General features: G+C 58.5%; 11 protein-coding genes. All 11 read right to left on the bottom strand.

The window, feature by feature from the left end:
• Positions 1 to 371: 371 nt before the first annotated feature.
• The gene (locus AC1DIP_RS09840) at positions 372 to 1,136 is read right to left on the bottom strand and encodes a glycosyltransferase family 4 protein (protein ID WP_477733656.1); all 765 of its coding nucleotides are present in this window, start codon (positions 1,134 to 1,136) and stop codon (positions 372 to 374) included.
• A 275-nt stretch (positions 1,137 to 1,411) separates the two neighbouring features.
• Complete coding sequence (locus AC1DIP_RS09835) at positions 1,412 to 2,281, bottom strand: glycosyltransferase (protein WP_477733619.1); 870 nt, start codon at positions 2,279 to 2,281, stop codon at positions 1,412 to 1,414.
• Entirely contained in the window at positions 2,274 to 3,119 is an 846-nt protein-coding gene (locus tag AC1DIP_RS09830; RefSeq protein ID WP_477733618.1) for a rhamnosyltransferase WsaF family glycosyltransferase, read from the bottom strand. Before AC1DIP_RS09830 ends, AC1DIP_RS09835 begins: the two co-directional genes overlap by 8 nt.
• Before the next feature lie 404 nt (positions 3,120 to 3,523).
• Positions 3,524 to 4,630 carry a glycosyltransferase family 2 protein gene (locus tag AC1DIP_RS09825; protein ID WP_477733617.1) on the bottom strand — a complete coding sequence of 369 codons (1,107 nt, stop codon included), beginning with the start codon at positions 4,628 to 4,630 and terminating at the stop codon, positions 3,524 to 3,526.
• The gene (locus tag AC1DIP_RS09820; protein ID WP_477733616.1) at positions 4,627 to 5,742 is read right to left on the bottom strand and encodes a DegT/DnrJ/EryC1/StrS family aminotransferase; all 1,116 of its coding nucleotides are present in this window, start codon (positions 5,740 to 5,742) and stop codon (positions 4,627 to 4,629) included. The genes AC1DIP_RS09825 and AC1DIP_RS09820 overlap by 4 nt, the downstream gene beginning before the upstream one ends.
• Positions 5,739 to 7,235, bottom strand: coding sequence for an oligosaccharide flippase family protein (locus tag AC1DIP_RS09815; protein WP_477733615.1), 1,497 nt, complete (start codon positions 7,233 to 7,235; stop codon positions 5,739 to 5,741). Before AC1DIP_RS09815 ends, AC1DIP_RS09820 begins: the two co-directional genes overlap by 4 nt.
• Entirely contained in the window at positions 7,232 to 8,320 is a 1,089-nt protein-coding gene (locus AC1DIP_RS09810) for a glycosyltransferase family 2 protein (RefSeq protein WP_477733614.1), read from the bottom strand. The genes AC1DIP_RS09815 and AC1DIP_RS09810 overlap by 4 nt, the downstream gene beginning before the upstream one ends.
• Entirely contained in the window at positions 8,317 to 8,976 is a 660-nt protein-coding gene (locus AC1DIP_RS09805; protein ID WP_477733613.1) for an acetyltransferase, read from the bottom strand. Before AC1DIP_RS09805 ends, AC1DIP_RS09810 begins: the two co-directional genes overlap by 4 nt.
• Positions 8,973 to 10,139 carry a DegT/DnrJ/EryC1/StrS family aminotransferase gene (locus AC1DIP_RS09800; RefSeq protein ID WP_477733612.1) on the bottom strand — a complete coding sequence of 389 codons (1,167 nt, stop codon included), beginning with the start codon at positions 10,137 to 10,139 and terminating at the stop codon, positions 8,973 to 8,975. The genes AC1DIP_RS09805 and AC1DIP_RS09800 overlap by 4 nt, the downstream gene beginning before the upstream one ends.
• Positions 10,136 to 11,131, bottom strand: coding sequence for an NAD-dependent epimerase/dehydratase family protein (locus AC1DIP_RS09795; protein ID WP_477733611.1), 996 nt, complete (start codon positions 11,129 to 11,131; stop codon positions 10,136 to 10,138). The genes AC1DIP_RS09800 and AC1DIP_RS09795 overlap by 4 nt, the downstream gene beginning before the upstream one ends.
• Positions 11,128 to 12,249: a Gfo/Idh/MocA family protein gene (locus AC1DIP_RS09790; protein WP_477733610.1), complete on the bottom strand. Its 1,122-nt coding sequence runs from the start codon at positions 12,247 to 12,249 to the stop codon at positions 11,128 to 11,130. The genes AC1DIP_RS09795 and AC1DIP_RS09790 overlap by 4 nt, the downstream gene beginning before the upstream one ends.
• Positions 12,250 to 12,260: the final 11 nt, after the last annotated feature.

Raw genomic sequence — 12,260 nt, 5'->3', positions numbered from 1 at the left:
GGACTCGGAAGTGAGACAACCGACGGTTGGCCCTAGCAGCTCGCGATGCTCGGATGGGGGAAAGGACCGGCTCAGTGTTGCTTTCGCAACAGGCGACACGACCGTGAAAAGACAAGCAGCGTGGGTCTGTTGAGGGAGAACCGGGCGTTGCCGACCACCGTATCCCTCGGGGCCATTTCTGAAACGACATTCAGGTTACAAACGCTGATTGATCGCGCCGCACACACTTTGAAGCTGGCAAATTTCACTCTTTCAGAGCGATGCCTGAGCGCCATTTTGCAGGGGTCCTGCTGAACGTGTTGCCGGACTCATCAACCACCGCGGAGCAGGTCACGGATCCAAGATCCGTACAGGGACCGAAAGGTCCACCGTCAGGCTCGAATAACGTCCGCCAATGCCCGTGCCATCGTAGATTCTGTATGCGAAGCACGAACATAGGCTGCGGCCGCTGCACCCATCTGTGCCAGTGTTTCGTGGTTTCTGAGAATCTTGAGAATCGCACCCGCCATGGCGGGGACCTGCGCAGGAGGTACCAAATACCCCGTTGCTCCATGTTTGACGTAGTCCTCTGCTCCAGGGGTCATGTTCATCACTACTGGTCTACCAGTTGACATCGCCTCAAGAACGGTGGTCATGCCGGACACATGTAGGTTGTGTTTGGTGGCGATCACAACGACACTTGCTTGTCGGTATAGATCCCGAATCTCCGGACCGCTAAGTGAAGGGAAGACTTCAACTCCGGGGGGCGCTTCTAGTTGTGATCTAGACTGCACAACCACACGTGCATGTGGCATATCCAAGAGCACCAGGCGCAAGGCCTCGAAAAGAGTGCGTGGATCTCGGTCCCGATCATTGCCTAGACTCAAAATCGTTGGGCGGCTCGGAAAGGGACTTGGGGGAAAATACGCGGTGTCTATGCCGAAGGGGATGAAATGCAAGCGGGCTGCATCGATCTTCAACCACTCTTGCAGCACAGGCAGCTGGCCCCTGGAAAGAACCCAAATGTCATCAAGGCGTCGGTAAACCTCTTTTAGAACTTTCGACCGCACAGAATGAGGGCGTGTTGCGGCGGAATCAGTTTCCCAGATAAGACCGCCAATCAGGCGTCGGCCGCTTCTTCCGTACCTTAGTAGCATTGGAACCACCGTGGATTCGTCCCACGCTATAACTGACTCATTTCTATTTACCAGTCGGGTTCGCCTGAGACGAGGATCTGCAAGCCCTATCCACCGGATGGGATTACGGCCTGGTCGTTGAACAACTTCCGTTTGTAATTGCAGTCCCTGTTCGGCGAGACAATGCAGTCCGTAGGGAAACCGTCCCGGAACTTCGCCTCGTGCATGACGAGCTAGCCACAGAGAGGGATCGAGCTCGGAGGTATAGATTATGCGTGCGCTACGGGAAGTCGGCACTAGGACGACCCTTCAACGGGACCATGACCTTTGGCGCCTAGAACTCTAATGACTTCCAGCAGACGGGCTGGCCGGCGGACTAAACGCAAGACAATCCGCGCCAAGCTAATGAGAAAGCCGCGGCTAAGATCTAGAACATCGTCCTTGAATGAAAGCGAGACTCCAAAGTACGGGGCAACAAGAGACCCAGGAACCCTAAGACCAACAATCTCGTTCAAAACATTGCCGCCATGTATGACCTGAAGCCACATAGGATGAGAAGTACGAACATTTCGGATCGGGCCCTTTTCCTGAACTCGGTAATGATGCTCAACATAGACGGTTGATGGCGCGCGAGATTCAACATGTTCGACCAAACTCAGGAATGGGTTCTTTGTGTATGGTCGAAGATATGCCCTGTTTGATGAGAACTGAATCCCGTTGACAAGATTAATAAACTCAAAATCTTGAAAATCAAAACAGGCTTGAACTGCTTCGACAAAGTCGGTGGCAATGGCGTCATCATTATCCACTCTAGTGGTGATCAAAAACGGCGACGTCAACCGAGTAGCGACTGCGGCGGCTACGAACGATTTATTGAAAGCACCGGCTACGGGCACGACCTCGAATGAACCAGCAGACAAACCAAATATTTCTGACAGAAACCATTCCGGGCTCTCGCTGTCAACAAAGACAAGCCATCTGAAGTTCTTGTTTGTCTGCCGCTCAAAGCTCGGAAGGCAATAGGTTCTAAATAGGTCAAGCCTGCCTTTCAGCCACTCGTCGGTTGGTTCTTCGCAATGATAGAAGTTCTTTACGTTAAATCGCGTAAGGATAAAGTGTGTGTATGGAGGTTGGGCTGCCTTCGCGGCCGGCTTGACCTTACTCACCTTTTCCTCCTTGACTGTCCTGGCATCCTAGGGCTTCCATGAAGCTCTTTTCGATCGCGGTGGCGACGAGGCCTTGGGTATGGTTCCAGCCCGGCCGCACACTGCTTGCCATGTCGACGATTTCGGTACTCGAAAGTGGATAACGCACGGCAGTCGAAAGAGCATCTGCAATGCCTGTCGGTGTAGGAGAACCCCAAAGGATGTGGGTGCTTGGAGCATCCGCGCGGGCATATGGCGAATCATTTACGACAGCCCGCGCCCCACTTGACATCATCTCCTCCGCCACCAGGGAAATATTTGTAAATGACATTGCCAGCCCCGCCAGAGACTGGTTGTATAGCCGGTTCAAGCCATCGGGTGTTAGGTGCCCCACATAGTGGTGCGGAACATCCCAATTGGGTATCTTGTCTCCGTATACAGTAATCGGCTGGTCAGGGTAGCGCTCATTGAACTGTTTTAGTGCAAGTTTGCCGAGAAGAAAACCGCGTCGATCCGTTTCCGGGCGTGCGAAGAATGCGATCCCGCTTCTTTTTCCCCGGTTTCGAAGATTGTACGTGGAAGTATCACAGCCAAATGGCACCACGGTGGCCCGGACCCCAATTTCACGCTCAAGTAAGGCGCTGGTCATGTTCCCGAGCGCAATGTGTTCGAAGCCAAACCTGTACGAATCCTCAGCCAAGGCGTACATGCTGCCGTGCGGATAAAAAAACGGCTCATAGTCCTGTACGAAATATACGCGCTTACCGATGGAGCGTCCTCGGGTTGCTAAAACATGTGCGGTTTCCCAGGAGCTGGCAACACATGCATGGTAATCAGTGATTCTGTCGGGAACTGCCATTATGGACGCGTGAAGCTCCGGCCAGTTCTGCCTAATTACCGAGATACACTTCCTGAGGTCGGCACCGTGACGGTTGTACAGCAACACCGTGCATCTATGCCCGCGTTCATGCAGACCCTGGACCATCCTAAAAAGGGTAGTATGTCCTCCGCTGCCAGGGCTGGGGGGCGTACATATCCAAGCAATGTCCAAACCATTTGTCGGCATGACTTTAGGAGCTAATGGTTCGGGCAACAAACGCGAGTCAGCCACATCTTCCGCTAACAGGGGAAAGTCCAACTCATCCAGGCGAAGGTAAGCGGCGACATCATGATTCAACCGCCGTACTAGACGCTTCGCTAAATCAGGACGCCCAACAAGTCGCATACTTTGCCGGAGATTATCTGCGGCTGTTTTACTGACAATCAATATATATACACCCCATTATTTCGCCAACGGCGCCAGTGGATTTCTCTTTGCAGTCGAGCTGAAGCGCGCCGGCCGAGGGCGTTCAGGCTCCACGGGACGGGTGCGCCTCTTTCTTTACTAACCGTAAGGCGCTGCCACTCAGTTTCTGAATGGATCCCAGGTCGAAGTTCTTCCGCAAACTTTAGGTAGGAACTTAGAAGATGCGGGTTGCGGAGCCCCCGATCTATTTCAAGACGGGCCACTTGCAATATTTCTTCAACCATGGCGTTGCGGGCGGTTTGTAAAAGAGTCTCCGCCTCGGGGATGCAACTCGATAATCGACCCAGGAAGAGAGTTTCGAAAGCGCCGAGCCGCTCTTTAAGATCAGTCAAACTGTTCACCTCTCGCGCGGACATGCTCTCCGGATGTTCACGATGCAGTGCCTGGTCCGCGCCGTGCACATAGCCAACATCTGCGAAAGCTGAAAGACGGAGCCACAGCTCCATGTCGTGGGCATATGGGAGTGGAGACATGTAGCCCAGGTCGCGTAAGACTGCAGTTCGCATAAGTACTTCGGGCGAAGTTATGACGTTCTTACCGGAGACACAGGCGACTTTGAGCCAGTCCATGCCCGGCCAAATGGTCCAAGAAGTTGTCTTAGTGCGTAGCACGGACGGAGGTTCCGCAATGAAATGAATTGGATGCCCGTAGACGAGGCCTATCGATGGATACGATTGCGCGAGCAGAGTGGAGCGTGCAAGTGAACCGGGGGACAGAAGATCGTCTGCATCAAGCCGCACCAAGAATTCCCCGCGCGCTAGTCGTGCCCCAATGTTGAAGCTTTCTACGGCCCCAATATTTTCCTGATTCGAAGTTACGGATACGTTGGTGTTTCTGATGGCATAGTTACGGGCAATGTTGAGGCTATTATCTGTTGAGGCGTCGTCGACGACTATAACTTCTATCTCCACGCCAGTCTGCGAGAGACAACTTGTAATCGCCTCGGCCAGGTATCGCCCATAGTTGTAACAGGTGATTACGACCGTGACGCGGGGTAAACAAGGTCGGACACGGGCAGCTTTTACGTGCGTGCGATGACTTATCTTTTCAGCACCCGAGTTCATTTCGACCTCTTGGTAGCCGCGCTAAGGACCTGTGCGACCTGCTCTTGTTGATCAGGAGTTATGCCCGGAAACATTGGTATCGATACGATTTCATCACATGCAGCTTCGGCTTCTGGGAAGCTACCCTTGCGGTAATTGAGGAATGAGTATGCGGGGAGAAGATGGATAGGCGACGGATAGTGTACTCCGGCTCCTATTCCCTTAGCTCTTAGCTGGCGCACCACGTGATCTCGATTCTTCACGCGGATAACATATAGATGGAACACATGCTCATTGCCGGCCAACGTCCCTGGAAGCCTGATGTCAGGGAAGCTGCCGAGCAATAACTCGTAGTTCTTGGCGGCTTGACGACGCTGACGGTTCCAGTCGTCTAAACATGCAAGCTTTGCGTTCAACACGACCGCCTGGAGAGTGTCCATGCGCGAGTTGAAGCCCAACTCAACATGTTCGTACTTCTCCTCGCCACCATGATTGCGTAGACGGCGCAAATGCCCCGCGATCTCGTGCGAATTCGTTGTCACTGCCCCCGCATCGCCAAAAGCTCCAAGATTCTTGCCTGGGTAGAAGCTTGTTGCAGCTGCCATCCCCAGGCCGCCGACTCTAACCCCGAAGCGGCGTGCCCCCTGTGCTTGGGCCATATCTTCTATCAGAACCATTTCTTTTGACAACGCATTTCTTATGGCCTCCATGGGCGCGGCTTGGCCAAAAAGATGGACACCGATAACTGCCTTGGTTTTCTCTGTCACAGACTTGCTCATCGTTTCAGGCCCAAGCAGGAACTCGTCATCACAGTCCGCCAATACGAGTGTTGCGCCTGTTCTGAGAACGGCGCTAGCAGTAGCAACGAAGGTATTTGCTGGGACGATGACTTCATTATCCTTACCAACGCCAGCCGCCCTTAGCGCGAACTCAATAGCATCCGTACCATTACCGACACCGACAGCAAAATTGGTATCGCAATATCGGGACCAGTTTTTTTCGAACTCCTTTACCCGTGGACCTAAAACGAAGCTTGAGTCAGAAAGAACCTCGTCGAATCCTTTGCGAATTTCTCGTTCGATTTGGGCGTGCTGGTATTTGAGGTCTACGAGCGGAATTGCCTGTGGAGTCATCCATCTCTCCTATCGAAGGTAGTAGCGGTCCGTGAATCGCCAGAATCAGGGGCAGATGAATCGACAACAGGTAAGAATGCCGCCAATTCGGAAAGCTGACGGCGTACCCATCTGCGCAAAAGGAGGATGTAGATGCTAGCGCCGGCGCCTCCTCCCAGGAGAAGTGTTGCCAAGGGTGGCATGGCCAGCGAAACGACCCAGCCGGTGACAATTAGCGCGGGCAGCCCAGCAGCTAAAGGGGGCCACAGTTTTATCGCCACAGCTCGTACGTCGGCGCCGTTCGCGCGCAAAGCAACGGCGTAGGACGGGCAAACAACGACTAGTGCCACGGCAAGGTGGGCCACGGCCACACCAACTGCCTGACCCGTCCACGCCCCTATGATCGTTGCGGGAATAAGTGTGCCCAGCCAGGCTAACTGCACAAAGAAGATGCTGTTTCCTCCTCCCCTGGCCACCAAATATCCTGCAGCCAGGTCGAACAACGTACGAAGGGCACCGAAACAGCCGAGCCACGTCAGGATATAGGCGGAGGGCAGCCATCGAGAACCATAGATAAGCTCGACAACCGGGTTTGCAAGAACCGCGAGCATCATACCGATAAGTAGGGCGGCTGCCCACACGCTCCCGATGACTGATGCCAAACTTCTATCATTTTTTCCCGACGCTATTCGTGAGAATGTCGGAATTGACACCGACCGAACTACCTGGCCCAATGCACTCATTGGCCAGTTTGAAATATTGAACGCTAGGTAGTAGTAACCGAGGGATATAGGGCCAGCCAGTCGTGAGATTGCGATATTATCGACGTTCAGCAACATCCATGACAGGACGTTCGCTCCTGCTATTGGAAGTCCGAATTTTATAATCCCAGGGGCCAGCTTCCGGTTATAGCCCAGGCGGAGCCGTTCTCCTGACAAACGGAATTGTAAGATGAGCGTAACCAGCTGCGCTGCAAGCCTCGCAATTGCAAGTCCCATTACACCCCATCCAGCGGAAACTAGGATGAGTGTCGTAGCCGTTCCCACGAGGAATTCAACGACCGCGATAATGAAGACCTTCTTTTGTGCGAATTCCCGCTGTAATGCCGCGTATGGGGCCACCCCAGCCCCAGCCAAGACCAGTGATAAAGCGGATACCGCAATGACGGGGCCTGCTTGTCGACTTCCAAGGAGATCTGCGATTCCCTGTGCTGATGTCATCATTACTGTCGATAGCCCAGCCCCTGAAATTAGCGCCAAGGTGGCGACGGTCGGGGCCTTTTCGCGCGGATTATCGGACCTAATGAGGTCCGCGCTCATCCCCAAGTCTGCGAGCGTCATCAGGATGGTCTGAACTGTCAGGGCGACTGCGAAGACCCCAAAAACTTCAGGGACTAAAATCCGGGCCAGGAAGATACCGACCAGGAAGTTTCCGACTCGAAGCACCAAACTGTTGAGAGCGCTCCACGCCAGGCCGCGTCGGACTAAGGCCTGCAAGTTGGTTGAAGCAGTCATACTCCCTCCCGACGCCAGCGCCGCCACCGGTATGACCAACGCCATCGGTAGGTGGCAGCGAAGATGGCTTTGTCACCTCTGTACGTGGCTGCCGTAAGTCGACGCAGGTAGGAGCTCCAAAGCCTGGATTGGGAGATAGATCCGTCGGTTTCCATTGCGAAGGCGGTCAATTGTTCTGCGCGGCCAGTTAGGTCGGGCCGGGTATCCCAGATGTGGATTGCTTCCCGGACCGCTTCTTCCGCCATTGCTCGGCGGGCCAGATTCTCCAGCCGACGGCTACGCACGCCTTCGATGTGGGGCAGGCTGCAGATGCTGTCGAAAACTTGGCGGCGGGCCGTTAGATCGTCCAAGGGAGAAGCGAAGTCGGTGAGGTGCATATTTTGGCCATGTACCCGGTAATAGGCCTGGACCGGGCCGTTGACTCTTCCGACTCCAGCCAAGGAAGCGGCGTGGAGCCAGAGGTGCATGTCCGCTGCTTGTGGCATATCAGCCCTGTATCCAACGAGTTCGTCCATAAGCGAGCGACGAAGCATTGCTTCAGGGTTCACAATGATATTGGAACCCCGGCGGCAATGGTGGGCAATCCATTCTTCACCCGACCATATTGACCAGGAGCTCCTCCCGGATCTCTCCTTCATGGGCTGGTCATGGAATTCCTGAGCGTAGCCGTAGACAAGGCCGACTTCTGGATGCTGCTCCATCAGCGCAGCCGCCCTGGCAAGTGATCCAGGACTCAGGAGATCATCCGCGGATAGCAGCACCACATACTCGCCTGCCACCCTGGTCAGGCCGTCATTGTATGTAGCGATGTGACCCATGTTCGTCGTATGGAGAACAGCCCGGATGCGTCGATCGTCCGCTGCTAGTTCGGCAGCCAACTCTCCGCTGCCATCAGTCGAGGCATCGTCAACGATGATTACATCCAGGTCAACATCCTCCTGGGTTAAAACCGAGTCCACAGCGTCTTTCAGGAAGCGTTCGTAGTTGTAGCAGGGAATCACTACGGAAACTATGGGCCGCCTCGTCAGCCTGCACGGCGTCAGGCGGTGCGGCGCGCGTCTGCGGGTAAGCAATTCGACGCTCATGACATCCCTCCAATCCGGAAGCTTTCCCCATCAATCTCGTGCGCCGGCACCCCAACCCACGTCTGCCCGTCAGGGACGTTGCTCAAAACAGCAGCCCCCATGCCCACGGTGGCGTAGGCCCCCACCGAGGTCCGTTCGCGCACGCTGGCGTTCATGCCCAGGTAGGCGGCCCGGCCAATCCGAACTCCGCCGCCAAGGGACACACCCGCAGCGAACGTCGCAAAGTCCGCCACGTCGTCGTCGTGCGTGAACGTCACTGACGGCATGGCCACCACGTGCGAGCCCAGGGTGACCGAGGCGGTGAGCGTGACGTTCCGCAGCAGGATGCTGCCCCTGCCCACCCGGCACCCCTCCGGGTACTGGACCGAAGGGTCGATGGCGGTGGCGTAGCGCGCCCCGGTGAGCCCCAGCGCCGTCAGCCGCTCCACCACGGATTCACGCGCCCTGCCCGAACCGATGCACACAAGGATGAGCGCGTGGGTGTATTTGGCGGCGTCATCGATGGTCCCCAGCACCGGGGCGCCGTCCACGCTGACACCCGCCATTTCCTTGTCGTCATCCAGCAGGCCGACGACGTCGTACTGGCCGCTGCTGCGCACCATCGCCAGGACTTCGCGGGCCAGGCCACTGGCAGCTATCAGGATCAGCTCGCTCATGTGCGCGTCCCTGCTGCCGCAGCCCGGATAGCGCCGATGATCCTGTCCAGGCCGTCGTCGTCCAGCTCGTGGTACACCGGCAGGATCAGTGTCCTGTCGTTAAGCCTCTCCGTGTGCTGAAGGAGGCCTCCGCCCGAGTCCCGCCACCGGTAGGCGGGCTGGCGGTGCGCCGCCATGATGCCCCGCCGCGCAGAGATCCCGGCGTCCGCCAGCTTTTCCAGCAGCCCGTCCCGCGTGGTTCCGAAGCTGGGCAGGATCTCCACCCAGAACGACTGGAAATTCGTGGTGCCGTAGGGCGGGTCCGACACCAAACGCAGGCCGGGCAGCCGTGAGAGGCCGGCCACGTAGCGTGCCGCAATGTCCCGTCGGCGTTCGAGCACCGCCGCAAGCCGGCCCAGCTGGACGATGCCGACGGCGGCCTGCAGGTCCGTCATTCGGTAGTTGAACCCCACCTCAAGGTAGTTCTCCGCCGGCGCCAGGAGCGATCCGTGCCGGTCCGCCGCGGAGACGCTCATGGAATGCTCCCGCAGCGTCCTGGCCCGGGCGGCCCAATCTGCCCGATTGGTGGTGAGCATTCCGCCCTCGCCGGTGGTCAGGATCTTCCGCGGGTGGAATGACCACACCGCCACATCCGCACCCACACCCACCGGCCGGCCCCTGTACGTGGCCCCAACAGCGCAGGCGGCGTCCTCGATCACGGTGATCTCATGGCGGTTGCACAGCCTGCGGATTGGGTCCATGTCCAGGGGCACCCCGCCCTGGTCCACCACAATCACGGCCCGTGTATCCAGGGTGAGTGCGGCGTGGATGGTTTCCGCGGTCACGTTCCCGGTCACGGGGTCGACGTCGCAGAACACCGGCCGGGCACCGACGTAGGTTACGGCGTTGGCCGTAGCGATGAAGGACAGGGAAGGAACGACGACGTCGTCCCCCGGCCCGATCCCCGCCACCACCAAGGCGAGGTGAAGGGCGGTGGTGCAACTGGAGGTGGCCACACCGTGCCGCACACCTTGGGATTCGGCGAAACGCGACTCAAACTCCTTCACCTTGGGTCCCTGCGCCACCCACCCGGACGCCACCACGTCGGCCAGGGCACGGGCTTCCTCGTCCCCAAGCCAGGGCTTCATCACGTTGATCCGGTCCAGGACAGGCTCGGCAGTCATCGGGCACCAACCTTGCGTGCGGCGGCAATCTCCTCGCGCAGCGGCATCCACCAGCTGACCAGTTGCCGGAGTCCTTCTTCGAGTCCAACCTCGGCCTTGAAGCCAAGATCGCGCGCGGCAGCTGACGTGTCCGCCAGCCGCCGGACCACCCCATTAACCTGCCGTGCCGGGCCATGCTCCACCTCAAGCCCGGAGCCCATGACCCGCAGCAGCGCCCGGGCCATCTCCAGCAGGCTGGTTTCGGTGCCGCTGGCCACGTTGTAGATCCCCTCGGTGACCCCGCTGGCTGCCGCCAGGACGTTTGCCCGGGCCACGTCGGCGGTGTGCACGAAGTCCATGGTCTGGAGGCCGTCGCCAAAAACCAGTGGCGGCCGGCCGTCCATGATCCGCTCCATCCACCGCACCAGGACCTCGGTGTACAGGCCGTGGACGTCCATCCGTGGCCCGTAGACGTTGAAGTAGCGCAGCAGCACGTAGTCCAGTCCGGTCATGGCCCGGAAGCTGCGGGCCATGCCTTCGTTGAAGGACTTTGCAGCACCGTAAAAGGTGTCATTGTTGGCATGGTGATGCCGTTCCGGGGTGGGGAATTCCTCGGCCATTCCATACACGGAGGCACTAGACGCTGCCACCAGCTTGTCTACATTGTGCTCTGCCGCGGCCTCCAGGACGTTGAATGTTCCGTCCACCAGCACCTCAAGGGCTAGCCGCGGTTCCTCGGCGCACTGGGTGATGCGGATGGCGGCCTGGTGGAACACCAGGTCCTTGCCCCTGGTGAGGTCATGCACCAGGTCCCGGTCCTGGATGGTTCCCAGCACCAGTTCCACCTGCCCGGTCGCCAAGGCGCCGGACAGATTGTCCAGCCGGCCCCGGACCAGGTTGTCCAGCACGTCGATGCGGCTGACGCCGGCGTCAAGAAGGGCATCCACCAGGGTCGATCCGATGGTGCCGGCCCCGCCTGTCACCAGGACGCCGGCACCCTCCAGGGCGCTCACCGCGCCCCCTCCATCTCGGTGCCCGTTCCCGCCAAGGCTGAGCCTGCCACCGGTGACGCCTGTCCATCCATTCCCAGGCTGCGGGTGACCGCCTCGAGGACGGACAGCACCCGCAACCCGGAAGTGCCCCCCGTCCTGGCCTCCTGGCCGTTCCGGATGCAGGATGCCAGTTCCTGTACCACCAGGCCCAGAGCCTCACGCTCCGGCAGTGCAGGGGACCAGGTATCGCCCAGCCGGTAGGAAACTGCAGTGGTTGCCTTCTCTCCCACCGACCTGGGCTGCCGGTCCAGGCTGACGCCGCGGTCGTAGACGCTGAGCCGCTGCTGGGGGTTGAGGTCGTCCCAGACCAGGGTCCGGAGGGATCCACCTATGACCATCTGGCGGATTTTGGTGGGGCTCAGCCAGTTCACGTGGACGTGGGCGGTAGCGTCGTTGGGAAGCCGGAAATTCAGGTGGCCCACGCAGTCCCGCCCCGTGCCCAGCGGATCCGCGCCGAAAGCCGACACTTCGGATGGATTCAATCCGCCCGGCAGGACGAAGTCCAGGATGGCCAGGTCATGCGGCGCCAGGTCCCAGAAGACATCCACATCAGGCTGGACGAGCCCCAGGTTGATCCGGGTGGAGTCCACGAACAGGATCTCCCCGAGGGAGCCGGACTGCACCAGTTCCTGCATCTTCAGGACAGCCGGGGTGTAGCAGTAGGTGTGGTCAGCCATCAGCACCAGCCCGTTCGCCTTGGCTTCGGCCACCATTTCCAGCCCGTGTTCCCTGCTGTCCGCCAGCGGTTTTTCCACCAGCACGTGCTTGCCGGCGCGCAGCGCCGTCATGACCGCGCCGTGGTGGGTGCGGGCCGGCGTCGCTATGGCCACCGCGTCCACCTCGCAAAAGTCCAGCAACTCATCCATGGACTCCACGCACGGGATGTCCCCGAGCGTCGCAGCGAGTTTCCGCGCACGTTCAACATCAAGGTCGCAGATTGCCACCAGGTCCCAGTCCGGGCTGGCCTGGAGGTTGCGCGCCAGGTTTGGTCCCCAGTAGCCGGCACCGACGACGGCGATACGGAGTTTCCGCGCGGGCGGCTTGGCTGGGGCGTGGGTGTGAGTGGCGAATGCTCTCATGTGATTGTCTT

This window comes from Pseudarthrobacter sp. 05T312 (assembly GCF_056396685.1).
Note: the sequence above shows the minus strand (reverse complement) of the source record. Positions and strands in the feature narration are given on the sequence as shown.

Excerpts from the sequence above, each read along its gene's own strand:
- AC1DIP_RS09840 (WP_477733656.1), bottom strand. The coding sequence starts at position 1,136 with ATGCTACTAAGGTACGGAAGAAGCGGCCGACGCCTGATTGGCGGTCTT.
- AC1DIP_RS09830 (WP_477733618.1), bottom strand. The coding sequence starts at position 3,119 with ATGGCAGTTCCCGACAGAATCACTGATTACCATGCATGTGTTGCCAGC.
- AC1DIP_RS09825 (WP_477733617.1), bottom strand. The coding sequence starts at position 4,630 with ATGAACTCGGGTGCTGAAAAGATAAGTCATCGCACGCACGTAAAAGCT.
- AC1DIP_RS09820 (WP_477733616.1), bottom strand. The coding sequence starts at position 5,742 with ATGACTCCACAGGCAATTCCGCTCGTAGACCTCAAATACCAGCACGCC.
- AC1DIP_RS09815 (WP_477733615.1), bottom strand. The coding sequence starts at position 7,235 with ATGACTGCTTCAACCAACTTGCAGGCCTTAGTCCGACGCGGCCTGGCG.
- AC1DIP_RS09810 (WP_477733614.1), bottom strand. The coding sequence starts at position 8,320 with ATGAGCGTCGAATTGCTTACCCGCAGACGCGCGCCGCACCGCCTGACG.
- AC1DIP_RS09805 (WP_477733613.1), bottom strand. The coding sequence starts at position 8,976 with ATGAGCGAGCTGATCCTGATAGCTGCCAGTGGCCTGGCCCGCGAAGTC.
- AC1DIP_RS09800 (WP_477733612.1), bottom strand. The coding sequence starts at position 10,139 with ATGACTGCCGAGCCTGTCCTGGACCGGATCAACGTGATGAAGCCCTGG.
- AC1DIP_RS09790 (WP_477733610.1), bottom strand. The coding sequence starts at position 12,249 with ATGAGAGCATTCGCCACTCACACCCACGCCCCAGCCAAGCCGCCCGCG.